This is a genomic window from Stutzerimonas stutzeri (genome assembly GCF_002890915.1).
Classification (GTDB): domain Bacteria; phylum Pseudomonadota; class Gammaproteobacteria; order Pseudomonadales; family Pseudomonadaceae; genus Stutzerimonas; species Stutzerimonas stutzeri_AF.
The window spans coordinates 281,981-305,306 of record NZ_POUT01000003.1; the positions used below are offsets into that span (position 1 = coordinate 281,981).

General features: G+C 64.6%; 23 protein-coding genes and 5 tRNA genes. 18 read left to right on the top strand and 10 right to left on the bottom strand.

Going from position 1 to position 23,326, the window contains the following annotated elements; genetic code table 11:
* The 7 genes from CXK94_RS08410 (at position 1) to tadA (ending at position 5,071) form a co-directional block, all read left to right on the top strand.
* Positions 1 to 456: a carboxymuconolactone decarboxylase family protein gene (locus CXK94_RS08410; RefSeq protein ID WP_102893971.1), complete on the top strand. Its 456-nt coding sequence runs from the start codon at positions 1 to 3 to the stop codon at positions 454 to 456.
* A 71-nt stretch (positions 457 to 527) separates the two neighbouring features.
* Positions 528 to 764 carry a hypothetical protein gene (locus CXK94_RS08415; RefSeq protein ID WP_102893972.1) on the top strand — a complete coding sequence of 79 codons (237 nt, stop codon included), beginning with the start codon at positions 528 to 530 and terminating at the stop codon, positions 762 to 764.
* Between the two features lie 184 nt (positions 765 to 948).
* Complete coding sequence (locus tag CXK94_RS22620) at positions 949 to 1,266, top strand: hypothetical protein (protein ID WP_102893973.1); 318 nt, start codon at positions 949 to 951, stop codon at positions 1,264 to 1,266.
* A gap of 395 nt (positions 1,267 to 1,661) precedes the next feature.
* Entirely contained in the window at positions 1,662 to 2,300 is a 639-nt protein-coding gene (locus CXK94_RS08425; RefSeq protein WP_102893974.1) for a DUF1326 domain-containing protein, read from the top strand.
* Positions 2,281 to 3,042, top strand: coding sequence for a DUF2182 domain-containing protein (locus CXK94_RS08430; protein WP_102893975.1), 762 nt, complete (start codon positions 2,281 to 2,283; stop codon positions 3,040 to 3,042). The genes CXK94_RS08425 and CXK94_RS08430 overlap by 20 nt, the downstream gene beginning before the upstream one ends.
* 129 nt (positions 3,043 to 3,171) lie before the next feature.
* Positions 3,172 to 4,542 carry a multicopper oxidase family protein gene (locus CXK94_RS08435; RefSeq protein WP_102893976.1) on the top strand — a complete coding sequence of 457 codons (1,371 nt, stop codon included), beginning with the start codon at positions 3,172 to 3,174 and terminating at the stop codon, positions 4,540 to 4,542.
* Positions 4,543 to 4,564: 22 nt separating this feature from the next.
* On the top strand, positions 4,565 to 5,071 hold the full coding sequence (gene tadA / locus CXK94_RS08440) for a tRNA adenosine(34) deaminase TadA (protein WP_102893977.1): 507 nt from the start codon (positions 4,565 to 4,567) through the stop codon (positions 5,069 to 5,071).
* Positions 5,072 to 5,206: 135 nt separating this feature from the next.
* Here tadA and CXK94_RS08445 read toward each other — a convergent pair whose 3' ends face one another.
* Positions 5,207 to 6,304 carry an ABC transporter ATP-binding protein gene (locus CXK94_RS08445; RefSeq protein WP_102893978.1) on the bottom strand — a complete coding sequence of 366 codons (1,098 nt, stop codon included), beginning with the start codon at positions 6,302 to 6,304 and terminating at the stop codon, positions 5,207 to 5,209.
* Entirely contained in the window at positions 6,301 to 7,221 is a 921-nt protein-coding gene (gene argF / locus CXK94_RS08450; protein WP_102893979.1) for an ornithine carbamoyltransferase, read from the bottom strand. Before argF ends, CXK94_RS08445 begins: the two co-directional genes overlap by 4 nt.
* A gap of 274 nt (positions 7,222 to 7,495) precedes the next feature.
* On the opposite strand from argF, the gene grxD reads away from it, so the two are divergent.
* The gene (gene grxD, locus CXK94_RS08455) at positions 7,496 to 7,822 is read left to right on the top strand and encodes a Grx4 family monothiol glutaredoxin (RefSeq protein WP_102893980.1); all 327 of its coding nucleotides are present in this window, start codon (positions 7,496 to 7,498) and stop codon (positions 7,820 to 7,822) included.
* 244 nt (positions 7,823 to 8,066) lie between these two features.
* Positions 8,067 to 8,429 carry a VanZ family protein gene (locus tag CXK94_RS08460; RefSeq protein WP_102893981.1) on the top strand — a complete coding sequence of 121 codons (363 nt, stop codon included), beginning with the start codon at positions 8,067 to 8,069 and terminating at the stop codon, positions 8,427 to 8,429.
* Positions 8,430 to 8,593: 164 nt separating this feature from the next.
* Here the strand turns inward: CXK94_RS08460 and CXK94_RS08465 are convergent, their stop codons facing one another.
* Genes CXK94_RS08465 through CXK94_RS08475 form a run of 3 tightly spaced genes read right to left on the bottom strand, consistent with a single transcriptional unit; the run spans position 8,594 to position 10,605 of the window.
* Positions 8,594 to 9,049 (bottom strand): carboxymuconolactone decarboxylase family protein, encoded by a 456-nt coding sequence (locus CXK94_RS08465; protein ID WP_102894071.1) that lies wholly within the window; start codon positions 9,047 to 9,049, stop codon positions 8,594 to 8,596.
* Positions 9,050 to 9,066: 17 nt separating this feature from the next.
* Complete coding sequence (locus tag CXK94_RS08470; RefSeq protein ID WP_102894072.1) at positions 9,067 to 9,486, bottom strand: cupin domain-containing protein; 420 nt, start codon at positions 9,484 to 9,486, stop codon at positions 9,067 to 9,069.
* Positions 9,487 to 9,525: 39 nt separating this feature from the next.
* Positions 9,526 to 10,605 carry an alkene reductase gene (locus CXK94_RS08475; protein ID WP_102893982.1) on the bottom strand — a complete coding sequence of 360 codons (1,080 nt, stop codon included), beginning with the start codon at positions 10,603 to 10,605 and terminating at the stop codon, positions 9,526 to 9,528.
* A gap of 124 nt (positions 10,606 to 10,729) precedes the next feature.
* Here CXK94_RS08475 and CXK94_RS08480 point away from each other — a divergent pair, with 124 nt between their 5' ends.
* Positions 10,730 to 11,629, top strand: coding sequence for a LysR family transcriptional regulator (locus tag CXK94_RS08480; protein WP_102894073.1), 900 nt, complete (start codon positions 10,730 to 10,732; stop codon positions 11,627 to 11,629).
* 163 nt (positions 11,630 to 11,792) lie between these two features.
* Here CXK94_RS08480 and CXK94_RS08485 read toward each other — a convergent pair.
* Positions 11,793 to 11,868 (bottom strand) — tRNA-Asn (locus tag CXK94_RS08485).
* Between the two features lie 104 nt (positions 11,869 to 11,972).
* Positions 11,973 to 13,169 (bottom strand): amino acid aminotransferase, encoded by a 1,197-nt coding sequence (locus tag CXK94_RS08490; RefSeq protein WP_102893983.1) that lies wholly within the window; start codon positions 13,167 to 13,169, stop codon positions 11,973 to 11,975.
* A gap of 192 nt (positions 13,170 to 13,361) precedes the next feature.
* Between CXK94_RS08490 and uvrB the strand changes: the two genes are divergently transcribed.
* Positions 13,362 to 15,377 carry an excinuclease ABC subunit UvrB gene (uvrB, locus tag CXK94_RS08495; RefSeq protein ID WP_102893984.1) on the top strand — a complete coding sequence of 672 codons (2,016 nt, stop codon included), beginning with the start codon at positions 13,362 to 13,364 and terminating at the stop codon, positions 15,375 to 15,377.
* A 348-nt stretch (positions 15,378 to 15,725) separates the two neighbouring features.
* Here uvrB and CXK94_RS08500 read toward each other — a convergent pair whose 3' ends face one another.
* On the bottom strand, positions 15,726 to 17,279 hold the full coding sequence (locus CXK94_RS08500; protein ID WP_102893985.1) for an MDR family MFS transporter: 1,554 nt from the start codon (positions 17,277 to 17,279) through the stop codon (positions 15,726 to 15,728).
* Positions 17,269 to 18,303, bottom strand: coding sequence for an HlyD family secretion protein (locus CXK94_RS08505; protein WP_102893986.1), 1,035 nt, complete (start codon positions 18,301 to 18,303; stop codon positions 17,269 to 17,271). The genes CXK94_RS08500 and CXK94_RS08505 overlap by 11 nt, the downstream gene beginning before the upstream one ends.
* A gap of 264 nt (positions 18,304 to 18,567) precedes the next feature.
* Between CXK94_RS08505 and gltX the strand changes: the two genes are divergently transcribed.
* From gltX to CXK94_RS08535, 6 genes are all read left to right on the top strand, one after another.
* A complete protein-coding gene (gene gltX, locus CXK94_RS08510; RefSeq protein WP_102893987.1) occupies positions 18,568 to 20,067 on the top strand; it encodes a glutamate--tRNA ligase in 1,500 nt (499 codons plus the stop codon).
* A 216-nt stretch (positions 20,068 to 20,283) separates the two neighbouring features.
* Positions 20,284 to 20,359: transfer RNA gene (locus CXK94_RS08515), tRNA-Ala, on the top strand.
* A 51-nt stretch (positions 20,360 to 20,410) separates the two neighbouring features.
* Positions 20,411 to 20,486 (top strand) — tRNA-Glu (locus CXK94_RS08520).
* A 49-nt stretch (positions 20,487 to 20,535) separates the two neighbouring features.
* A tRNA-Ala gene (locus CXK94_RS08525) sits at positions 20,536 to 20,611 on the top strand.
* 45 nt (positions 20,612 to 20,656) lie between these two features.
* Positions 20,657 to 20,732: transfer RNA gene (locus CXK94_RS08530), tRNA-Glu, on the top strand.
* A 324-nt stretch (positions 20,733 to 21,056) separates the two neighbouring features.
* On the top strand, positions 21,057 to 21,506 hold the full coding sequence (locus CXK94_RS08535) for an acyl-CoA thioesterase (protein ID WP_037039769.1): 450 nt from the start codon (positions 21,057 to 21,059) through the stop codon (positions 21,504 to 21,506).
* Positions 21,507 to 21,597: 91 nt separating this feature from the next.
* Here the strand turns inward: CXK94_RS08535 and CXK94_RS08540 are convergent, their stop codons facing one another.
* Positions 21,598 to 21,786, bottom strand: coding sequence for a hypothetical protein (locus tag CXK94_RS08540; RefSeq protein WP_102893988.1), 189 nt, complete (start codon positions 21,784 to 21,786; stop codon positions 21,598 to 21,600).
* A gap of 182 nt (positions 21,787 to 21,968) precedes the next feature.
* Here CXK94_RS08540 and dinB point away from each other — a divergent pair, with 182 nt between their 5' ends.
* Entirely contained in the window at positions 21,969 to 23,024 is a 1,056-nt protein-coding gene (gene dinB / locus CXK94_RS08545; protein WP_102893989.1) for a DNA polymerase IV, read from the top strand.
* Positions 23,025 to 23,326: the final 302 nt, after the last annotated feature.

Below are 23,326 nucleotides of genomic sequence, written 5' to 3' on the forward strand. Positions count from 1 at the left end.
ATGAGCAAACGACTGGACTACAACCAGATTGCGCCGAACGGTGCCAAGGCCCTCGGCGGGGTCTATGGTTATGTCATGCAGAGCGGCCTGCCCGCCGAGCTGGTGGAGCTTGTCTATCTGCGCGTCTCGCAGATCAACAACTGCGCCTACTGCCTCGATATGCATACCCGGGACCTGGTGAAGAAGGGGGTGTCGATCGAAAAACTCGCCCTGGTTCAGGCCTGGGCGGAAGGCGGCAAGCTCTTCAGCGACACTGAGCGCGCCGCGCTGGCCTGGGCCGAGACGGTGACGCGTGTGGCCCAGACCGGAGTGCCGGACGACGCCTATCAGGCTGCGCGTGAGTTTTTCGGTGAGAAAGAGCTGGTCGACCTCACGATCGCGATCAGCCTGATGAACGCCTTCAACCGCATGGCGATCAGCTTCCGCAATACGCCCCAGGCGGCAATCAAGAGCTGAGTGAAGCGCACCGCGGCGCTCGCACTACGAAGGCGTTCCTCTCATGAGAGTCTTTGTTGCGGGGGCCACCGGTGCGGTGGGCCTTCCCCTGGTGCGCGCGCTGTGCATCCTGGGTCATCGGGGTCATCGGGGTCATCGGGGTCATCGGGATGATGCGGGCCGGGCCGGGCGTCGATCGCCTGCGCGAGCTTGGCACCTCTGCGGCCATCGTCGATGCCTTCGACCGCCAGGCGGTCCGCGATGCGATTGCGGCGGCTACGCCGGATATGGTCATTGACCAGCCTACCTCGCTGCCATCGATGCCGTAACCGCCGCTGTAGCGGGCCCATGAGGGCCAGGCCAATGCCGTGGTCTCGCGCCTCTGCCGGCTCTGCCTGAACCCTGGGACGGCTTCTCGTATGCGGCATCCCGGCATCGGCAAGCTACTGCCGGGGTCGCATATGGATACAGAGGGTGTAGAATCCCGCGCCCCAAAATCCAGGAGACAATACGTTGGTGATTCATTACTCCGCGTCCAATGAGCATGTCGCATGTGGGCGAACCGGATCCAGGCTGAACAGCTCTCGGGAACAAACGCAGGTTTCGTGCAAGCTCTGCCTTCGCGTCATTGAGAAAGGGGCCAATGAGCCGGTGCGCAAGACACCCAGCCTTGCCGAGCTCAGAGCTGCCGCAAAAGCTGCGAAAGCGAGTGCCGCGGTTGCGAAGCCGGCGGCCGTCCTGACACCTCGCGCCGAATGGCAGAAACGTCTTGAGCAACTGCCGGGGCGCAATCGCCTTCCCCGTGGCATCTCACGGCAAACCTTCATCTAGCCGTCTTACCTTCACCTTGACGTGGTGAGCGCTGCCGCCACGTCCTGCATCAGGTACCCGTGCCGGGGCTTCCCACTCTCCGTCGCCCGGGTGCTGCTCCATCCGCCGCCCGCTGCGTCCGGGAATTCTCCTCGAATGGCCTTCACCGTGGCCGCCTTGCCGTTCTGGGCGGCCGCAGCGGGATGCTCGGGCCGATCGAACGGCGGGGCTGTTGCAACGCGGTAGTTCGCCGAATCGAGATGGCGTCGCTTTCATGCCCGGCCTTTGGCCATAGACCGCCCGAGGTTATTCGGCTCATGGCTCAGCCCGGGTGGCCAGATGCCGATTCCGTCTAATGTCCGCCGCTGCGCATCATAAGCTGTTAGAAGAGCGTTCCGCTCGGCGAGGAGACGATCATGGCCACCTATACCGATTGGCGTCTGCACGGCCCCGGCGTGGATCTGTGCAACTGCAACTATGGCTGCCCCTGTCAGTTCAACGCACCTCCGACGGATGGCAAGTGCGAGGCGGCGGTCGGCTTCCACATCGTCGAGGGGCATTTCGGCGAGACCTCGCTCGACGATCTGCACGTGGCCTGTACCTTCGCCTGGCCGGGGGCGATCCACGAAGGGAACGGGCAATGCCAGGCATTCATCGACGAGCGTGCCAGTGAGCCTCAGCGCCAGGCGCTGCTGACCATCCTCAGCGGCCAGGAACAGGAGCCGACGGCGCTCTTCGCGATCTTCGCCAGCACGCTGTCGACCATGCACGAGCCACTGTTCGTCCCGGTCGAGGTACTGAGCGATCGGGACTCGCTGACCGCCAGCATCCGCGTACCCGGCCTGATCGAGGGCAAGGTCGAGCCCATCCTCAATCCAGTGGACGGCTCGCCGCATCGGGCGCGGATGGTGCTGCCGGAGGGCTTCGAATTCGGCGAGGCCGATTGCGCCAGCGCCGAGTTCAAGACCTCGGGTGCCATCGCCCTGGAGTATGCCGGCAGCAATGCCATGCTCTACGACCTGCATATGGGACCCAATGGCATCATTCGCGCCTAGCCGCATCGATTGGGGCGCGGCGGCCGCCGGCAGCGGCATACTCGCGCTCTGCGCGCTGGCCTGGTATTGGTCGGCGCGCGAGGCGTCGCTCATGGCGGCCATGGGCGATATGCAGATGCCGCCTACCGACTGGTTTTCCCCGCAGGGGCTGTTCGTCCTGGGCATGTGGCTGACGATGATGCAGGCGATGATGTTGCCGGCGGCTCTGCCGATGATCCTGCTCTATCGTCGCTGCGTACTGAGAGACCGGCAGCGGACCGCCCGGCTCTGGCTGTTCTGTGCCGCCTACGTGCTGGTGTGGTCCGGCTTTGCCCTGTTGCTGAGCGGCTTGCAGGCGCTCGGCGAGCATGCCGGTGTGCTCGATCCGATGCGCCTGCGCCTGCCGCCGGCGCTGGGTGGCCTGGTCCTGCTGGTGGCCGGCCTGTACCAGCTGAGTCGGGCCAAGGCCGCCTGCCTGCGGCATTGCCAGAGCCCGCTAGGCTTCCTGCAGCATCATGCCCGTCCGGGGCTGGCCGGCGCCTGGCTGACCGGCCTGCGGCATGGCCTTTACTGCCTGGGCTGCTGCTGGGCGTTGATGCTCGTGCTGTTGGTGGTGGGAGCCATGAGTCTGTGGGGCATGGCGCTGCTCAGCCTGCTGGTGCTGGCGGAAAAGCTGCTGCCCCTGGGCGAGGGCTGGCGCCGCTGCAGCGGTGCGCTGCTGATCGCCGCCGGCTTGCTGTTGCTGTTCTGGGCGCGCGCCTGAGCGGGCGCTTCCTGCGTGGCACGTCTCGTTGCGGCCATCGGACACAGCCTCCGGAGCGGCGACGGTCGCACAATCCCAAGCGTTAATGAGAAACTATGTCGTCTTCATCGCAAGGGATTTCCGGGGATCATGCCGTTTACCCGCAGACAGATACTCACTGGCCTGGTCGGGCTGGGCGTCGCCGGCGCAGGCGTTGGGGGCGTACGCTACTGGCTCGGGCGTCCCGCCGATGTCACCACGCACGACTATGAATTGATCGCCGCGCCGCTCGATGTCGAGCTGGTGCCTGGCCATTCGACGCCCGCCTGGGCCTATGGTGGCCAGGCACCGGGCCTGGAACTGCGCGGCCGCCAGGGCGACTGGCTGCGGGTGCGCTTCATCAACCGCCTGCCGCAGCCGACCACCATCCACTGGCACGGCATCCGCCTGCCACTGGAAATGGATGGTGTGCCCTATGTGTCGCAGTTGCCGGTACTGCCCGGCGAATTCTTCGATTACCGCTTCCTGCTGCACGATGCCGGAAGCTTCTGGTATCACCCGCACACCGCCAGTGGCGAGCAGCTGGGGCGCGGGCTGGTCGGTCCGTTGATCGTCGAGGAACGCGAGCCGAGTGGTTTCCGCCATGAGCGTACGCTGAGCCTGAAGAGCTGGCACGTCGACAAGCAGGGTGCCTTCACCGAATTCAGCGTGCCCCGCGAGGCGGCGCGTGGTGGCACGCCCGGCGTGCTGTCGACGGTGAACGGCGAGCACGGGCCGACGCTGGATCTGCCGGCCGGGCAGATCGTGCGCCTGCGCGTGCTGAACCTCGACAACACGCTGACCTACCGGCTGAACCTGCCGGATGGCGAGGCGCGCATCTATGCCCTGGACGGCCATCCGGTCGCGCCACGTCCGCTGGGCAAGGAGTACTGGCTGGGCCCGGGTATGCGCATCGAACTGGCGCTGCGGGTGCCGGCGGCCGGCACGGAGCTGTCGCTGCGCAACGGGCCGCTGCGCCTGGCGACCCTGCGCTCGGTGGCGAGCGGCGAGGCGGCAGGCGATTGGCCGCCGCCGCTGCCGGCCAATCCGGTGGCCGAACCGGACCTGCAGCGCGCCGAGACGCTGCGCTTCAATTTCGAATGGGCCGGCAACCTGTCGACCGACGTCGAGCAGGGCGGCGCCTACACGTTCTGGCAGATCAATGGCCAGGCCTGGGACATCAACGACAAGAGCTGCGCCGAACGGCCGATCGCGACCCTCAAGCGGGACGGCCACTATATCTTCGAGTTGCGTAACCTCAGCCAGTATCAGCATCCGATCCATCTGCACGGCATGGCCTTCAAGGTTCTCGCCTCCAATCGCCGGAAGATCGATCCCTGGTTCACCGATACCTACCTGCTGGGCAAGAACGAAACGGCGCGAATCGCCCTGGTGGCGGATAATCCCGGCGTCTGGATGTTCCACTGCCATGTCATCGACCATATGGAAACCGGTCTGATGGCCGCGATCGAGGTGGTGTAGCGCAGGCCCTATGGTTGGAATCATGAAGAAACCACAGATCATCGATCGCGGTCAGGACGAGCGCTTCATGCGCGAGGCGCTGGCGCTGGCGGCGCAGGGCGCGGCGCTGGGAGAGGTGCCCGTGGGCGCGGTGCTGGTGCAGGATGGCCAGGTCATCGGGCGCGGCTACAACTGCCCGATTTCCCGGCACGACCCCAGCGCCCACGCGGAAATGGTGGCGATCCGCGAGGCCGCGCTGAGCATGGAGAACTATCGTCTGCCGGGCAGCACGCTGTACGTGACGCTGGAGCCCTGCAGCATGTGCGCCGGGCTCATCGTGCATTCGCGCATCCGGCGCGTGGTGTACGGCACCACCGAGCCGAAGGCCGGCGTGGTGGTCAGCCGTGGGCAGTTCTTCGCGCAGGAATTCCTCAACCATCGGGTACTGGTCGAGGGCGGGGTGCTGGCGCAGGAGTGTGGCGCGGCGCTCAGCGAGTTCTTTCGGCTGCGGCGGCAGAAGGGGCGGGCGGACGGTTCGGCAGGCGGCTGATGCCGGCGTGCCGCATATACCCCTTTGTGCCTGGCGACCCCGGAGCCGTCCGCGAGCATCGCCAGCAAGCTGGCTCCTACAGGACGCGTGCGGGCTTGCCGTGCCTGTCCGAAGCCGTAGGGGCGTGAATCGCGCTCAGTGAGCCGCAGCGGCTGCCGGGAGTGTGTCGCGTGCGGCGACGCTGCCCTGGGCCGGGAATATCACCAGATGATCGGCGGCAATGGCGATGCCCACATCCTGGCCGGTGGGGTAGTCGGCATGGCTGGGGAAGATGGCCACCAACTGATTGCCGGTGGGCAGCTGCAGCCGGTAGAGCGTCGAGGCGCCGAGGAACGTCTTGCCGATGATCAGGGCGCGCAACGGGCTGTCCGGCCGATAGACGATGTCGTCCGGGCGCAGCAGGACGTCCACCGAGCTGCCCGTCGGCCAGTTGTAGGCGCGGTTGCCGTGGATGATGCCGAGCTCGGTCTGCACGGTTTCCGGGTCGAGCAACTGGCCGCGAATGAAGTAGCCCTGACCGATGAAGCTGGCGACGAAGGGCGTCAGCGGCTCGTGATAGAGGTTGAAGGGCGTGTCCCACTGCTGCAGGCGGCCATCCTTGAACACGCCGACCTGATCGCTGACCGCGAAGGCCTCTTCCTGATCGTGGGTGACCAGGATCGCGCTGGTATTGCGTGCCTTGAGAATCTCGCGCACCTCATGGCTGAGGCGCCGGCGCAACTCCACGTCGAGATTGGAGAAGGGCTCGTCGAGCAGCAGCAGGGCCGGTTCGGGGGCCAGAGCGCGAGCCAGCGCCACGCGTTGCTGCTGGCCGCCGGACAGTTCGTGCGGGTAGCGCTTGCCGAGCGCCGGCAGATGCACCAGTTCGAGCATCTCGGCGACGATGCGTTGGCAATCTGGGTGCTTGCGGATGCCGAAGGCGATGTTTTCCGCCACGCTGAGGTGCGGGAACAGGGCGTAGTCCTGGAATACCATGCCGATGCGGCGCTTCTCCGGCGCCAGGGTGAAGCCGGCGCGGGAAATCACCGTGTCCGTCAGCTGTATTTCGCCCTGATGCACCGGCTCGAAGCCGGCAATGGCGCGCAGGGTGGTGGTCTTGCCGCAACCCGAGGGGCCCAGCAGGCAGCCGATATCGCCGCGATTCAGGTGCAGGCTCAGGTGCTGCACGATGCTCTGCGTACCATAGCCGCAGGCCAGGTCACGCAGTTGCAGTAGCGGCGGTTCGCTTCTCATGCGTGGTGGTAGGCGGGCTCGACGAGAAATTCGAGCAGCGCCTTCTGTACATGCAGGCGATTCTCCGCCTGGTCCCAAGCGACCGAGCGGGGGTCGTCGAGCAGGTCTTCGCTGATCTCCTCGCCACGATGCGCCGGCAGGCAGTGCATGAACAGCACGTCCTCGGCGGCGCAATCGAGCAGGGCGCGGTCGACCTGGTACGGACGGAAGGTGGCGAGGCGCGCGGCGACTTCGTCCTCCTGGCCCATCGAAGCCCAGACATCGGTGCTGATCAGGTGCGCGCCAGCGGCGGCCTCGCGTGGATCGCGCATCACCTGCACGCGGTCGCCGGCACGGGCCAGCAGCGCGGCGTCAGGCTCGTAGCCCTCGGGGCAGGCGACCTTCAGCTGGAAATCGAACTGGATCGCCGCTTCTATATAGGTGTTGCACATGTTGTTGCCGTCGCCGATCCAGGCCACCGTCTTGCCGGTGATGCTGCCGCGGTGCTCGTGGAAGGTCTGCATGTCGGCCAGCAACTGGCAGGGGTGCAGGTCGTCCGACAGGCCGTTGATGACCGGCACGCTGGAGTGCGCGGCGAAATCGGTCAGGGTCGAGTGAGCGAAGGTGCGGATCATCACCGCGTCCAGCATGCGCGACATGACGATGGCCGAATCGCTGATCGGCTCGCCGCGGCCAAGCTGAGTGTCGCGCGGCGACAAGAAGATCGCCTGGCCGCCGAGCTGGATCATGCCGGCTTCGAAGGACAGCCGGGTGCGGGTCGAGGCCTTTTCGAAGATCATGCCCAGTACGCGGTTCTTCAGGGGTTCGAACAGCATGCCACGCTCGCGCAGATCCTTCAGCTCGATGCCGCGGCGGACCAGGTCGATCAGCTCCTGGGGCGTGCAGTCCATGAGTGAGAGAAAATGCCTTGCGCTCATATCAACTACCTTTATTGCCACAGCGTGCAGTCCTGGGATTTCCGGGGAAAAGAGGGACCGACGACTGGGGGTCGCACGGGGAGCGACGAAACGGGAAAGGCGCGATCTTATCCAGAAACCAAGCGCAGGCGCAAATCTCGCCCCGGCCTGGTGCAATGCCCTGAATCGCAGCATTGGCGGCCTTTGCAGCGTCATTAAAGCTGAGTCCTTCGCTCGGCTTTCGGGAAGGATTTCCGTTACAATGCGCGGCAACCGTGTCTAGCCGAGGTACTCCATGGATATCATCGAAACCATCAAAGAACAGATCGCCAACAACCCGGTGCTGCTGTACATGAAAGGCTCGCCCAATGCCCCGCAGTGCGGGTTCTCCGCGCGCGCTACCCAGGCGGTGATGGGCTGCGGCGAGAAGTTTGCCTACGTGGACATCCTGCAGAACCCGGAAATTCGCGCCAACCTGCCGAAGTACGCCAACTGGCCGACCTTCCCGCAACTGTGGGTCAACGGCGAGCTGGTCGGCGGCAGCGACATCATTCTCGAGATGTTCGAGAAGGGCGAACTGCAGGCACTGATCAAGTCGGCGGTGGGTAAGACCGACGCCTGAGCCGCGGTTTCGCCCGTTTCGCGAGTCCCGTTGTAACGAATGCCCGCATCGAGAGATGCGGGCATTTTTATTGCTCCTGAAATATGCCGACAAGGACGAGTGGCGAACGGCCCGCGATCTTTGTGCCGTTTCGTTTGTCTATTGGCCGCGTGGCGAAGGAGCCCGGCGTTTTCGCCGGGCTCCTCGCCCCTGTCCTACTGCGCCGCCTGCCGTGGGTGTGCCTTGAACGAGAGTAGTCCGCCTTATACCGTATCTGCGTGCCGTGCCCTTTCTGATCGTGTTGGCGGTCGTGCTGTTCAATGGCTTGAAACCCGAGCCTGTTCCGCAACTTTTCGATCAGCAGGACAAGCTGCACCACCTGCTCGGATTCGCCGCTCTGGCCTTCACCTTGCGTCTGGCCTTTCCCCGGGGTTCCTTTCTCTGGGGCTTGTTGCTGACGGTGGCGGCTGCGCTGCTGATCGAGATGGGGCAGGGCTTCCTGCCGAACCGGATGGCGTCCCGCTGGGACATGTTGGCGAACGTGCTTGGGGTGTTGCTGGGATGGGGGTGTTCGTTGTTGGCGCAGGGCTGGTTGCGCCAGCGCTTCAGCGAGCCGTTGGTCGAATGATCGCGGCTCTTTGTATGCGTCCTACCGTAGGTTGGCGCACCGCGTCTCAACCCAGCCTGATGACTCGATCCTGCAATGTAGATAGCGCTCCGTTCTCCCACGCTCCCGGGTAACCAGAGCCCGCCGCTGGCGGGCTCGCATGGTTGAGCTGGTGCGCGATGTCCTTAATCCGTGATTGCCGCCTGCGGCGTATTGCGGAAGCTGATCGCCAAGCGATTGTAGGCGTTCATCAGGCTGACCGCGATCGTGAGGTCGACCAGCTCTTTTTCACCGAAAATCTCACGCGCAGCCTGATAGGCGTCATCCGGCACTCCGGTCTGCGCCACGCACGTCACCGTCTCGGCCCAGGCAAAGGCAGCGCGCTCGGTCTCGCTGAAAAGGTTGCCACCTTCCTCCCAGGCCTGAACCAGGGCAAGTTTCTCGACCGGCACGCCCTTCTTCACAAGGTCTCGGGTGTGCATGTCGAGGCAATAGGCGCAGTTATTGATCTGTGAGACGCGCAGATACACCAGTTCCACCAGTTCGGCGGGCAGGTCGCTCTGCATGACGTAGCCATACACGCCGCCAAGAGCCTTGGCGCCATTCGGGGAGACTTGGTTGTAGTCAATACGCTTGCTCATGATGTCATCCTTCAAGGTTATTCGATGGGGGTGGTCAGCGGGTTGTCGCCGCTATCGAGAACAAAGACAGCGAGCAGCTTCGCCGGCTGGGTCTTGCTTGCGTTGCGGCTCACTGAATGAACCGCTTTCGGCGGCTCGGACCAGCTTTCGCCCGCCTGATAGATGCGCGTCTCGCCGTCATTCACCTTCGATTCAATCGCACCCGAGATGACATAGGCGTAAATGAAAGCCGAGCTCGCGTGGGTGTGGGACGGAGAGGCTGCGCCCGGCGCATACTCGACTTCCACTGCATGCAACGACTTGCCCGGAATGTTGGGGATGGCGGCCTCGAAGTTTTTCGTGACGGTTTCCGTCTGGTCGTCATGGGCCAGGACTGGGGGCGCGCCTATAACGGCGAGGGTGGCGTAGATGGCCGAGGCCAGGGATCGTAACTTCATGGCGGTTTGCTCTTTGATGAATGGGAAGGAATCCATGGCTCAGCCGGCTGGCTGCATCCGGTCCGGCAGTCGCGGGTAGTCCGTATAGCCGCGCGCACCGCCGCCGTAGAAGGTCTGCGGGTCGGGCTCGTTAAGAGGTTGGCCGGTACGTAGGCGCTGCACGAAGTCCGGATTGGACAGCGCCCACCGGCCGACGGGGGATACATCCGCCAGGCCGGACTCGACGTCCTGCCCGATCAGTTCCAAAGGCCGATTTACGCGGTTCACCAGTAGCACGCCAGGCCACAGGGCTCGGATATCCTTGAGCAGGGGCTCATCGCCGTTGTGGGCAACATGCAGGTAGGCCAGATCCAGTTGCGCCAGCTCGGCCACCAGCGTGCGATACAGCTCGCCGTAGTTCTTGCCTTCGTCGATGCCGCCCAGGCGCGAGCCGGGCGACAGGCGGATGCCCGTGCGATCGGCGCCGATCTCGCCGGCCACGGCGGTAGCGACTTCCAGGGCGAAACGGATGCGGTTGGCGATCGAGCCGCCATAGCGATCCTCGCGAGTGTTGGCATTGGGCGAAAGGAACTGCTGGATAAGGTAGCCATTGGCGGCATGGATCTCCACGCCGTCCGCGCCCGCCGCAATCGCCCGGGCGGCCGCCAGACGGAAGTCCTCCACGGTGGCCTGGATTTCGTCCAGCGACAGTGCCCGCGGCTGGAGTGCTTGCTGGATACCAGTAGGCGTGTAGATCTGCGCGTCAGGTGCGATGGCCGACGGCGCAACCGCCTGGCGGCCATGCAGCGTGTTGTCGGGGTGGGACATACGCCCGGCATGCATGATCTGAATGAACAGGTGGCCACCCTCGGCATGTACGGCATCGGTGATCTGGCGCCAGCCGGCGACATGAGCGTCGGTGTGGATACCCGGGGAATTGAGGAACCCCTGGCCGTCCTCCGACGGCTGGGTGCCTTCGGAAATCAGCAGGCCCAGCGAGGCACGCTGCGAATAGTATTCCGCGGCGAATTCGCCCGGGGTGCCATCCGGCAGTGCGCGGCTGCGGGTCAGCGGCGACATCGCCAGGCGATGCGGAAGGTTCATGCGACCGATACGGATCGGATCCCAGAGAGTAGTCATGGTGTTCTCCTTCGCGAAGGGTTTTTGGAGCGCGGGGAAGCGCGTGACCAACACAGTAGATGGGTCCATATATGGTGTGAAGACTGTATTATGTGGACGGTTCGTCTCATATATGGATCGCTTTATGGATTTGTCCTCATTAGCAGATTTCCAACTGGTTGCTTCTCAAGGCGGATTCGGCAAAGCCAGCCGACTCAGTGGACGGCCCAAGGCCACGTTATCCAGGCGTGTGATGGACTTGGAGCGCAGCCTTGGAATACGGCTGCTCGAGCGCGGTGCACGCGCGCTGCGTTTGACCGAGGAAGGGCAGGCCCTGCTGGAGCGCGTCCAGGGGCCGCTAGCTGAAATCGTCGAAGCCGGGGATCTGGTGGCCTCGGGGTTGTCTACCCCGCGAGGTCGTCTGCGCGTCAGTGCGCCGGTGTTGTTTTCGATGACCCTGCTGGGCCGTCTGGCGGCTGGTTTCGCGCAGGCCTACCCGGACGTGCGGCTGGACATCGTGGCCGATGACCGCAACATCGATCTGGTGGAAGACGGCTTCGACGTCGTCATACGAGTCAACCCCAGTCCTGATGTGGGGCTCGTGGGGCGCTGCTTTGCCCGAGATGAAATGCTGCTGGTCGCATCTCCCTCGCTCAAGCGCCCGACCATAGCGGTCGGGGGGGAGACGCCGTCCGTCCCTGCGATCACCTTTTCGAGCAAATACGATGGCGGCCTATGGCGCTATCAGGATGGCGATACGCTGAACAGTGTCATGCCCGACATCAGAATCCAAATGTCGTCACTGCTGATGATGCGTGATGCGGTTCTGGCTGGAGCCGGTGCGGCACTGCTTCCCAGGTCATTGGTGGAAAGTGCGGTGGCCAGAAATGGCCTCGTCATATGGGGGCGCATGCTGGACCGCCCCATCGAGCTTTGGGCACTTCACAATTCCCGCCGCCTGGTCAGTACCAAGGTGACCGCCTTTATGGAATACCTGCGCAACGCGTTTCCAACACATACCCTGTCGGGTATTGAGTTGCCTTAAGTCTCGAGTCTGGCTCCGCGACCTGGACTCGACTGTGTAGCAGAACGCGCTTCAGCGCGGCCCCGGAGGGGTGGGGCCGGAGGCCGAATAACCTGGGACGCAGTCCCTGGTGAGAGTCCGACGGGCAATAAAAAGCCCCGGTATTAACCGAGGCTTTCGAATCTGGCTCCGCGACCTGGACTCGAACCAGGGACCCAATGATTAACAGTCATTTGCTCTACCGACTGAGCTATCGCGGAACAACGGTGCGTATCCTACTGTTTGGAAAGGAGAAGTCAACCCCTTCGAGCCTTTCCGGCAGCAGGTCCGCCAGGCGGGGCCGAGGCCCCGTTGGCGGCGGCGATCAGAGGACCTGGACGATGGCGTCGGTCACGTGGCCGATGTTGTTGCGGTTCAGGGCGGCGGCGCAGATGCGGCCGGTGGCGATGGCGTAGACGCCGAACTCGACGCGCAGGCGCTCGACCTGTTCGGCGCTGAGGCCGGAGTAGGAGAACATGCCACGCTGGGCGGCGACGAAGCCGAAGTCCTGCTTGGCGCCCTTGGCCGCCAGTTGCTCGACCATGCTCAGGCGCATCTCGCGGATGCGATCGCGCATCTCGCCCAGCTCGGCTTCCCACAGGGCGCGCAGTTCCGGGCTGCTGAGCACGCTGGAGACGATGATGGCGCCATGGGTCGGCGGGTTGGAGTAGTTGGTGCGGATCACGCGCTTGACCTGCGACAGCACGCGCGCCGACTCGTCGCGGTTCTGGGTGACCATCGACAGCGCGCCGACCCGCTCGCCGTACAGCGAGAAGGACTTGGAGAACGAGCTGGAGACGAAGAAGGTCATGCCCGATTCGGCGAACAGGCGCACCGCGGCGGCGTCTTGCTCGATGCCGTCGCCGAAACCCTGGTAGGCGATGTCGATGAACGGAACGTGGTCGCGCTCCCTGAGCACGTCGAGGATCTGCTTCCAGTCGTCCAGGGCCAGGTCGACGCCGGTGGGGTTGTGGCAGCAGGCGTGCAGCACGACGATGGAGCGCGCCGGCAGGTTGCGCAGGTCGGCGAGCATGCCGGCGCGGTCGATGCCGTGGCTGGCCGCGTCGTAGTAGCCGTAGTGGCGCACCGGGAAGCCGGCGGACTCGAACAGCGCGCGGTGGTTCTCCCAGCTCGGGTTGCTGATGGCGACCACCGCATCGGGCAGCAGGCGCTTGAGGAAATCCGCGCCGACCTTGAGCGCGCCGGTACCGCCGAGCGCCTGGGCGGTGACGACGCGGCCCTCGGCGATCAGGGCGGAGTCGTCGCCGAACAGCAGCTTCTGCACGGCGGCGTCGTAGGCGGCAATACCTTCGATCGGCAGGTAGCCGCGGGGCGCATGGGCGGCGAGGCGGGCCTGTTCGGCCTCGGCGACGGCGCGCAGCAGGGGAATGCGACCTTCTTCGTTGTAGTAGACACCGACCCCGAGGTTGACCTTGTTCGGCCGCGTGTCGGCGTTGAAGGCTTCAGTGAGGCCGAGGATGGGGTCGCGCGGCGCCATTTCGACAGCGGAGAACAAACTCATGGTGAGGGGGCTCGAAGGGAAGAGTGACAGATTCATCACCCCTCGCGTCGGCGCGCAGGGTGATGCGCAAACGGGGCGGTAGTATAGCGGTCATGCCTGTCGCCTGCGATATGCTAGTGCGGATTTATCGCGGGCTTCGTCGACTTCGCCGTGGGCGAAAATCCGGGGTTTCGCGCCTTTCAGAGGATCGATATGTCTCAGTTCGAACTGGTCACGCGTTTCAAGCCGGCCGGCGACCAGCCGGAGGCCATCCGGCAGATGATCGAGGGCATCGAGGCCGGGCTGTCGCACCAGACGCTGCTGGGCGTGACCGGCTCGGGCAAGACCTTCAGCATCGCCAACGTCATCGCCCACGTGCAGCGGCCGACGCTGGTGCTGGCGCCGAACAAGACCCTGGCCGCGCAGCTCTACGGTGAGTTCAAGGCGTTCTTCCCGCACAACGCGGTGGAGTATTTCGTCTCCTACTACGACTATTACCAGCCGGAAGCCTACGTGCCGTCGTCGGACACCTTCATCGAGAAGGATGCCTCGATCAACGACCACATCGAGCAGATGCGCCTGTCGGCGACCAAGGCGCTGCTGGAGCGGCCGGACGCGATCATCGTCACCACGGTGTCGTGCATCTACGGCCTGGGTGATCCGCAGTCCTACCTGAAGATGGTGCTGCACATCGACCGCGGCGACCGTCTCGACCAGCGCGAACTGCTGCGGCGCCTGACCGGCCTGCAGTACACCCGCAACGACATGGATTTCGCCCGCGCCACCTTCCGCGTGCGCGGCGACGTGATCGACGTGTTCCCGGCCGAATCGGACCTGGAGGCGGTGCGCATCGAGCTGTTCGACGACGAGGTGGAAAGCCTGTCCGCCTTCGACCCGCTGACCGGCGAGGTGATCCGCAAGTTGCCGCGCTTCACCTTCTACCCCAAGAGCCACTACGTGACGCCGCGCGAGACGCTGCTCGAGGCCATCGAAAAGATCAAGGACGAGCTGCGCCAGCGCCTCGACTACCTGCGCAGCCAGAACAAGCTGGTGGAGGCTCAGCGGCTGGAGCAGCGCACCCGTTTCGATCTGGAAATGATCATGGAACTGGGCTACTGCAACGGCATCGAGAACTACTCGCGCTACCTGTCCGGGCGCGAGGAGGGCGAGCCGCCGCCGACGCTGTTCGACTACCTGCCGGCCGATGCGCTGCTGGTGATCGACGAGTCCCACGTCTCGGTGCCGCAGGTCGGGGCCATGTACAAGGGCGACCGTTCGCGCAAGGAAACCCTGGTCGAATACGGCTTCCGCCTGCCGTCGGCGCTGGACAACCGGCCGATGCGCTTCGACGAATGGGAGGCGATCTGCCCGCAGACCATCTTCGTTTCCGCCACACCGGGACCGTACGAGGCCGAGCATGCCGGGCGGGTGGTCGAGCAGGTGGTGCGCCCGACGGGGCTGGTCGACCCGCAGATCGAGGTGCGCCCGGCGCTGACCCAGGTCGACGACCTGCTGTCGGAAATCCGCAAGTGCGTGGCCAAGGAAGAGCGCGTGCTGGTCACCACCCTGACCAAGCGCATGGCCGAGGACCTCACCGACTACCTCGGCGACCACGACGTGCGGGTGCGCTACCTGCACTCGGACATCGATACGGTGGAACGGGTCGAGATCATTCGCGACCTGCGCCTGGGCACCTTCGACGTGCTGGTGGGCATCAACCTGCTGCGCGAGGGCCTGGATATGCCGGAAGTGTCGCTGGTGGCCGTGCTCGATGCCGACAAGGAAGGCTTCCTGCGCTCCGAGCGCTCGCTGATCCAGACCATCGGCCGCGCCGCGCGCAACCTCAACGGCCGGGCGATCCTCTATGCGGACAACATCACCGGTTCCATGCAACGCGCCATCGACGAGACCGAACGTCGGCGCGCCAAGCAGATCGCCTTCAACGAGGCGCATGGCATCGTGCCCAAGGGCGTGAAGAAGGATGTGCAGGACATCCTCGAAGGCGCCACCGTGCCCGGCTCACGCAGCCGCAAGCGGCGCAGCGAGGCCAAGACGGCGGAGGAAAGCGCGCGCTACGAGAACGAGCTGCGCTCGCCGAGCGAGATCACTAAGCGCATCCGCCAGCTGGAAGAGAAGATGCTGCTGCTGGCGCGCGACCTGGAATTCGAGGCCGCCGCCGAGGCGCGTGACGAAATCCACAAGCTGCGCGAGCGGCTGTTGCAGGTCTGACAGCTCGGCATACTGCTAGCGGCCAGCCCCGTAGGTTGGGTTGAGCCGCGTAGCGGCGAAGCTCGACGTCGTACGGGCTCAAGGCTGTGCACAGGCATTTCCCGTGGGAACGCCATGGCGGATGTGCCACCTGATGGTCCGCCATGTTGGGCTTCGCTTTGCTCAACCCAACCTACGGACGCTTCGACGGCTGGGAGGGTGGCCGCCGGACCGTAGGTTGGGTTGAGCCGCGTAGCGGCGAAGCCCAACAGCACACGGACCAAGGCCGGCCTCCCGTATGCCGAAATCCATATCCTGCGCTCTCGGCACCGAGCGAATACGCGTGGCAATTCGGGCTGTGTTGCCACGCTAATGGCCGCCGGCACCGGCCTGCCTGTTCTGCGGTAGCGGGCGGGTCAGCACCACGGCAAGCATGCTGATCGCCAGGGCGATGCCGACGAAATGGAAGGCATCGTTGTAGGCCATGATCAGCGCCTGCTGGTGGGTGATCTCGCTGAGCCGGCCCAGCGCCGCCTGCTCGCTGCCCAGCTGCGCGGCCAGGGCGGCCAGGCGCTCGGCGACCGCCGGGTTGGTCGGCACCAGCGCTTCGCGCAGGTAGTCGAAATAGACCTTGCTGCGGCTGTCCAGCAGGGTCGCCAGCAGGGCGATGCCGATGGCGCCGCCCAGGTTGCGCAGGATGTTGAACAGGCTGGACGCCGATCCCGCGTCCTGGGGTTGCACATAGGCCGTGGCGATCAGCGAGACGGTCACCATGATCAGCGGCTGGCCGAAGGCACGGATGATCTGGATCGGATGGAACTGGTCGCCGGCGAAATCGGGGTTGAGCACACCCGAGGCGAAGCTGGACAGGCCGAACAGGGCGAAGCCCACGGCGCACAGCCATTTCGGCGCGACGACCTTCATCAGCTTGGGCACCAGCGGAATCAGGAACAGCTGCGGAATGCCCATCCACATGATTACCTGGCCGATCTGCAGGGCGTTGTACTGCTGGATCTGCGCCAGGTACAGCGGCAGCAGGTAGATCGAACCGTAGAGCCCGAGGCCCATGCCGAGGCTGGCGATGCTGCTCAGGCCGAAGTTGCGCTCGCGCAGGATGCCCAGGTTGATCAGCGGGTTGGGTCGCGACAGCTGCAGGATCACGAACAGGATCAGGCTGAGCAGGGCGATCACGCCCAGTTCGACGATCAGGCTCGACTCGAGCCAGTCCTTGCGATGGCCTTCTTCGAGAAATACCTGCAGGCAGCCGAGGCCGGCCGCCAGCGTGACGATGCCGGCGTAGTCGGTGCTCTTCAGCAGTTCCCAGTGCGGTGGTTTCTTTTCCAGGCCATAGAGCAGGCCGGCGATCATCACCAGCCCCGGCGGCACGTTGATGTAGAAGATGTACTCCCAGCCCCAGTTCTCGGTGAGCCAGCCGCCGAGCGTCGGACCGATCGACGGGGCGAAGGTCGCGGTGATGGCGAACAGCGCCATGCCCTTGGCGCGGTGGTGCTCCGGCAGCTTGATCAGCGTCAGGGTGAAGGCCAGCGGAATCAATGCGCCACCGGTGAAGCCCTGCAAGGCACGGAAGACGATCATGCTTTCCAGGTTCCAGGCCAGTGAGCAGAGCAGCGAAGAGATCAGGAAGCCGATCGACACCCAGACCGCCAGCCGACGAGCCGAGAGCAGCTGTACCAGCCAGGCGGTCAGCGGAATCATGATGATCTCCGCTACCAGGTAGGAGGTGGAGATCCACGAGCCTTCCTCCAGCGTGGCCGAGAGTGCGCCCTGGATGTCCTTGAGCGACGAGTTGGTGATCTGGATATCCAGTACCGCCATGAAGGCGCCGAGCATGGCGCTCATCACCGCGATCCAGTCGCGTCGGCTGGGCTCGCCCTCGGGGCGGATCAGCGCATCAGCGGCCACGGAGGTCGACCCTGACGTCCACCGACATGCCGGGGCGGATGCGACCCCCGAGCGGGTTGTCGCGGGCGAAGGTCAGCTTGACCGGAATGCGCTGGACCACCTTGGTGAAGTTGCCGGTCGCGTTGTCCGGCGGCAGCAGGCTGAACTGCGCGCCGGACGCCGGGAAGAGGCTCGCCACGCGGCCTGCGATGGGGGTATCGGGAAAGCTGTCGAAGGTCAGCTCGGCCGTCTGGCCCTCGTGCATGTGGCCGATCTGGGTTTCCTTGAAGTTGGCCTGGACCCAGATGTCCTCGTCCGGGACCACCGACATCAGGTAGGCGCCGACCGCCACGTATTGCCCGGTGCGCGCCGAGCGCTGGCCGACGATGCCGCCGATGGGCGAGCGGATCTCGGTGCGCCCGAGATTCAGCGCGGCCTGTGCGATCTGTGCGCGGGCGCTGTCGATCTGCGCTTGCAGGCGCTGCAGTTCTGCCTCGAGCGTGTCGACCTGCTGGCGCTGGGCGCTCAGGTCTGCCTCGGCCTTCTGCTGCTGCGAGCGGGCCACGCGGGCATCGGCCGAGAGTGTCGTCACGCGCTCCTCCGAGACGAAGCCGGGCTTGCGCAGCGCCTCGGCGCGAGACAGATCGAGCTGGCTGCGTTCCAGGTTCGCCTGTGCGGCGCCCAGGGCGGCCTGGCTGGCGGCGATCAGGCTGTTCTGCTGGGCCAGGCGGCTGCGCGCCTGGACGAGCTCGGCCTCGTGTGTCGCCAGGCTGGCGCGGGCCTGTTCGAGCGCAAGGCGGAAATCCCCGGCTTCGAGCGTCACCAGCAGGTCGCCGGCGGCGACATGCTGGTTGTCCTCCACGTGCACCCGCTCGATGCGCGCGGCCAGTTGACTGGCGATACGGGTGATCTCGCCCTGCACGTAGGCATTGTCGGTGTGCTCGTAATGGCGGTCGATGAAGAACCAGTGGGCGAGCAGGGCGGCCGCGGCCAGCAGTACAACGGTCACGAAGAGGAACAGTCGGCGTTTCAGCGTGGCGGGCATGTCGAGGCTCGTTGCCATGGCGGTCGGCCAGGCAATCTAGCAGCGTTCAGCCTTGGAAATAAACTGTTACAGGTACGGGAATTTCGCTGCATTCAGGAAACGTCGGCTCGCGTCGTTCCCGGCGCGGCGGCCAGCGCTGCCGGTGATGAGTGGCCGCTTGGTAGAGCCGGAGGAGGTCCGCCTGCTAACATCGCGTCTTTCCGCGTACCGACCTGCTCATCTGCCGGTCGCCGTGTTTTTCAGTGGCCTGGATTCGAGACCAACATGACCACCGTCCGTACCCGTATCGCGCCGTCGCCGACCGGCGACCCCCACGTCGGCACCGCCTATATCGCGCTGTTCAACCTGTGCTTCGCCCGGCAGCACGGCGGCCAGTTCATCCTGCGCATCGAGGACACCGACCAGTTGCGCTCGACCCGCGAATCGGAACAGCAGATCTACGACGCGCTGCGCTGGTTGGGTATCGAGTGGGACGAGGGCCCCGACGTCGGCGGCCCGCACGGCCCGTACCGGCAGAGCGAGCGTGGCGCGATCTACAGGAAGTACTCGGACGAACTGGTCGCCAAGGGCCATGCCTTCCCCTGCTTCTGCAGCGCCGAACGCCTCGAACAAGTGCGCGCCGAGCAGATGGCCAACAAGGAAACCCCGCGCTACGACGGGCACTGCATGCACCTCGATCCGGCCGAAGCGCAGCGCCGCGTTGCCGCCGGCGAGTCCCACGTGGTGCGCATGAAGGTGCCGAGCGAGGGCGTCTGCCAGGTGCCGGACATGCTGCGCGGCACCGTCGAGATCGGCTGGGACCGCATGGACATGCAGGTGCTGATGAAGGCCGACGGCCTGCCGACCTACTTCCTCGCCAACGTCGTCGACGACCACCTGATGGGCATCACCCACGTGTTGCGCGGCGAGGAATGGCTGCCGTCGGCACCGAAGCTGATCAAGCTCTACGAGTACTTCGGCTGGGAACAGCCGCAGCTGTGCTACATGCCGCTGCTGCGCAATCCGGACAAGAGCAAGCTGTCCAAGCGCAAGAATCCCACCTCGGTGACCTTCTACGAGCGCATGGGCTTCCTGCCGCAGGCGATGCTCAACTACATCGGCCGCATGGGCTGGTCGATGCCGGACGAGCGCGAGAAGTTCACCCTGGCGGAAATGATCGAGCACTTCGACATCAACCGCGTTTCCCTCGGCGGGCCGATCTTCGACCTGGAGAAGCTTTCCTGGCTCAACGGCCAGTGGCTGCGCGAGCTGTCGCTGGAGCAGTTCGCTGCCGAAGTGCAGCGCTGGGCGCTGAATCCCGAATACCTGATGAAGATCGCGCCGCACGTGCAGCAGCGGGTGGAAACCTTCAGCCAGATCGCGCCGCTGGCCGGCTTTTTCTTCTCCGGTGCGCTGAACCTCGATCCGGCCCTGTTCGCCCACAAGAAGCTGGATGCAACCCAGGTGCGCCAGGTGCTGCAGCTGATCCTCTGGAAGCTCGAAGCCCTGCGCCAGTGGGAGAAGGAGCGCATCACCGCCTGCATCACCCAGGTGGCGGAGCATCTGGGCCTCAAGCTGCGTGATGCGATGCCGTTGATGTTCGCCGCCATCACCGGCCAGGCCAGCTCGGTGTCGGTGCTCGACGCCATGGAAATCCTCGGGCCGGACCTGACCCGCTTCCGCCTGCGCAACGCGCTGGAATTGCTGGGTGGCGCGTCGAAGAAGGAAACCAAGGAGTGGGAAAAGCTGCTGGCGACCCTAGAGTCTGCTCCCATTTCGTCGTGAGCCGCGCAAAAACAGGCTCCGGCGCGGCCGCGAACGAAACGGGAACAGACCCTAACCTGAGCCGGCCGACGGGTGGAGCAGGGCGCGAGCGGGCTTCGCAGGCGCCATTCGTCGGCGGTAAGTAGTTGTTCCTAATGCCAAAAAACTTCGGCTGCGGTCGAAAATATTGTTGACACTGCCCAGGGGCGCCCCTAATATGCGCCCCGTCCTCGAGATGGGGCTATAGCTCAGCTGGGAGAGCGCTTGCATGGCATGCAAGAGGTCGACGGTTCGATCCCGTCTAGCTCCACCAATCTCGATCGCCACACCGGTCGCTTCGATCGGTCGCCTTTGAAGGGCTTGCGTCCCCTTCGTCTAGTGGCCTAGGACACCGCCCTTTCACGGCGGTAACAGGGGTTCGAGTCCCCTAGGGGACGCCACTATTTCGCGATGCGTACTGCGCATCGCACGTCGCGAGACGCTAAATCCGGGGCTATAGCTCAGCTGGGAGAGCGCTTGCATGGCATGCAAGAGGTCGACGGTTCGATCCCGTCTAGCTCCACCAATTTCCAGCGATCTGCAGAAGCATTGCGGTTCGTACGAAGGTTTCGTCCCCTTCGTCTAGTGGCCTAGGACACCGCCCTTTCACGGCGGTAACAGGGGTTCGAGTCCCCTAGGGGACGCCATTTTTATTGCCCGTCTTGGGCATCAAGGGGCCATCTCTCATGAGATGGCCCTTTTTGTTTTGCCTGTATGGAAAGCCGGCTAGAGCTGGCTGGAATATTCAGAGACATCGCCCCGAGGTCGGGCCTCCCACGAAAGCAATCGGTGCACACCGGACCCTGTGGGAGGTGCGCTCTCGCGACGATTGCAGGCAGGCCTGCTGAGGGTCGAGGGCTCGCCCTTGGGTTGCTGAATGCTTCGCCATCGCGCGCAACAACGGGCGTGACTCGCTGGGCTGTCTGCGGTCTCATAGGGCGTCGCAAACAATCGGTCGGGAGCTACGAGCAATGAGCTGGGATCAAGCGCAAGCATTCATCATCGATCTTCAGGTGCTGCCCGGGCACATCGACGAACTCGGTCACGCCAACAACGCGGTCTACGTGACGTGGCTGGAGCAGTGCGCCTGGCAGCATTCCCAGAGCCTGGGGCTCGGGGTGGGCGATTATCGTCGCCTGGATCGCGCCATGGCGGTGCTGCGACACGAGATCGACTACCTCGCGGCAGCCTACGAAGGCGATCTGCTGCAGTTGGGCACCTGGATTTCCGAGTCCGATCAGCGTTTGAAGATGAAGCGCAGTTTCCAGCTGATCAGGCCGGCCGATGGCGCGACCCTGCTGCGGGCGCAGACGACTTTCGTCTGTATCGAACTCTCCAGCGGCAAGCCCAAGCGGATGCCGACGGAGTTCGTTGAGGGTTATGGCCGGGCGCTGGTGCAGCCCTATCCCTTGGAGTTGTAGGGCGCGCTATTCGCTGAGCCCCGGTGCGCGAACTGCTCGTGCAGGGTATCGCGGCGCGGGCTCGGCGTCCTCGCCCGCGCCGCGAAAGCCCTTAGTTGCCGGACTGTTCGGGGCGTTTCATCTCGCTTTCCTTGCGCTGCTCGGCGTCCTTGCGCCACTGTTCCTCGTTCTGCTTCTTCATGTGCTTGCGCTTGGCTTCTTCGCGGGCTTCGATATGGGGGTTGCTGGCCTTGTCCTGGCTGGGTTGGGTCTGCATGCCCTGGGGCTGTGTATTCATCATGTCCTGGTCCGCCGTGACGGCGGTGCAGAAAAATACGGCAAGCGCCGCTGCTCCAATGTTTAGGAATCTCATGTGAACCTCCGGTTGTTCTGCCTGCGGGCGAGTGGCCCGCTCGTCGTCAGTATTGATGACTCCCGGCGCTCGTGCTTCGTTCCTTGTGGGGCGTGGCTGCGGTGACGAGTGTGCGCCCGCGCAAGATCATCCATATCGATTGCGACTGCTTCTATGCGGCGATCGAGATGCGCGACGACCCGAGCCTGGCGCGCCGCCCGATCGCCGTCGGCGGTGCCGCGGATCGACGTGGGGTGATCGCCACCTGTAATTACGAGGCGCGGGCTTATGGCGTGCGTTCGGCCATGGCCTCGGCGCATGCGCTCAAGCTGTGTCCGGACCTGCTGATCCTGCGCCCGCGGATGGATGCCTACAAAGAGGCATCGCGGGAGATTCACAACATCTTCCGTACCTACACCGAGCAGATCGAGCCGCTGTCGCTGGACGAGGCCTATCTCGACGTTTCCGCCTGCGAGCATTTCGCCGGTAGTGCCACCCGCATCGCCGAGGACATTCGTCGGCGGGTCTGGCAGCAGCTGCGCATCACGGTATCGGCCGGCGTGGCGCCCAACAAGTTTCTCGCCAAGATCGCCAGCGACTGGAACAAGCCCGACGGCCTGTGCGTCATCACACCGGCGCAGGTGGATGGCTTCGTCGAGGCCCTCGAGGTCAAGCGGCTGCACGGTGTCGGCCGGGTCACGGCCGAGAAGCTGGCGCGCCTGGGCATTCGCACCTGTGGTGACCTGCGCGAGTGGGGCAAGCTGGAGCTGGTTCGCGAGTTCGGTGCCTTCGGTGAGCGCCTCTGGGGCTTGGCGCGGGGCATCGACGAGCGGCCGGTGCAGGTGGAGAGCCGGCGCCAGTCGGTCAGTGTCGAGCAGACCTACGACCGCGACCTGCCTGATCTGGCGGCCTGCCTGGAACGGCTGCCGGAATTGCTGCAGCAGCTTGGCGTGCGCATGGCGAGGCTGGATGGCGGCTACCGCCCTGCAAAGCCCTTCGTGAAACTCAAGTTCCATGACTTCACCCAGACGACTCTCGAGCAGGCCGGTGCGGGCCTCGAGCTGGCCGACTATGCCGAGCTGCTCGGCAATGCCTTCTCTCGCGGCGGCAAGCCGGTCCGCCTGATCGGTGTGGGGGTGCGTCTGATCGATCTGCGTGGCGGCTTCGAGCAACTGAGTCTGTTCTGAGTGGCGCAGGACCGGCGCGCGCTGTCTGCCCCTGGATAGAGCCTTTCCTCCCGTCTCCGACGAGCCGTTCGTCCGATGTCTGTTTTTGTGACCTGTTCGAGCGACGAGTGGTCGCAAGGATCCATAGCGCGTGACGATGTATTTACTTGAGAACCCGCGCAACATATTTGACGTTGTTAATTTGACGCTTTAATGGCGCATGAATTGATCTCCGACAATATTTGGACACGTAAAACCAATATTGTTAGAGTCCTCGGCTAGATGGCAATTTGCTATCTGTCCGTGACCGCAATGTCGAGCCT

Bases quoted from the DNA above. Each gene is read 5' to 3' on its own strand.
- gltX (WP_102893987.1), top strand. From the start codon at position 18,568: ATGACCACCGTCCGTACCCGTATCGCGCCGTCGCCGACCGGCGACCCC.
- uvrB (WP_102893984.1), top strand. From the start codon at position 13,362: ATGTCTCAGTTCGAACTGGTCACGCGTTTCAAGCCGGCCGGCGACCAG.
- CXK94_RS08480 (WP_102894073.1), top strand. From the start codon at position 10,730: ATGGATTTGTCCTCATTAGCAGATTTCCAACTGGTTGCTTCTCAAGGC.
- CXK94_RS08475 (WP_102893982.1), bottom strand. From the start codon at position 10,605: ATGACTACTCTCTGGGATCCGATCCGTATCGGTCGCATGAACCTTCCG.
- CXK94_RS08435 (WP_102893976.1), top strand. From the start codon at position 3,172: ATGCCGTTTACCCGCAGACAGATACTCACTGGCCTGGTCGGGCTGGGC.
- CXK94_RS08445 (WP_102893978.1), bottom strand. From the start codon at position 6,304: ATGAGAAGCGAACCGCCGCTACTGCAACTGCGTGACCTGGCCTGCGGC.
- CXK94_RS08410 (WP_102893971.1), top strand. From the start codon at position 1: ATGAGCAAACGACTGGACTACAACCAGATTGCGCCGAACGGTGCCAAG.
- CXK94_RS08505 (WP_102893986.1), bottom strand. From the start codon at position 18,303: ATGCCCGCCACGCTGAAACGCCGACTGTTCCTCTTCGTGACCGTTGTA.
- tadA (WP_102893977.1), top strand. From the start codon at position 4,565: ATGAAGAAACCACAGATCATCGATCGCGGTCAGGACGAGCGCTTCATG.
- argF (WP_102893979.1), bottom strand. From the start codon at position 7,221: ATGAGCGCAAGGCATTTTCTCTCACTCATGGACTGCACGCCCCAGGAG.
- CXK94_RS08535 (WP_037039769.1), top strand. From the start codon at position 21,057: ATGAGCTGGGATCAAGCGCAAGCATTCATCATCGATCTTCAGGTGCTG.
- CXK94_RS08470 (WP_102894072.1), bottom strand. From the start codon at position 9,486: ATGAAGTTACGATCCCTGGCCTCGGCCATCTACGCCACCCTCGCCGTT.
- grxD (WP_102893980.1), top strand. From the start codon at position 7,496: ATGGATATCATCGAAACCATCAAAGAACAGATCGCCAACAACCCGGTG.
- CXK94_RS08540 (WP_102893988.1), bottom strand. From the start codon at position 21,786: ATGATGAATACACAGCCCCAGGGCATGCAGACCCAACCCAGCCAGGAC.
- CXK94_RS08490 (WP_102893983.1), bottom strand. From the start codon at position 13,169: ATGAGTTTGTTCTCCGCTGTCGAAATGGCGCCGCGCGACCCCATCCTC.
- CXK94_RS08430 (WP_102893975.1), top strand. From the start codon at position 2,281: ATGGCATCATTCGCGCCTAGCCGCATCGATTGGGGCGCGGCGGCCGCC.
- CXK94_RS08425 (WP_102893974.1), top strand. From the start codon at position 1,662: ATGGCCACCTATACCGATTGGCGTCTGCACGGCCCCGGCGTGGATCTG.
- CXK94_RS08465 (WP_102894071.1), bottom strand. From the start codon at position 9,049: ATGAGCAAGCGTATTGACTACAACCAAGTCTCCCCGAATGGCGCCAAG.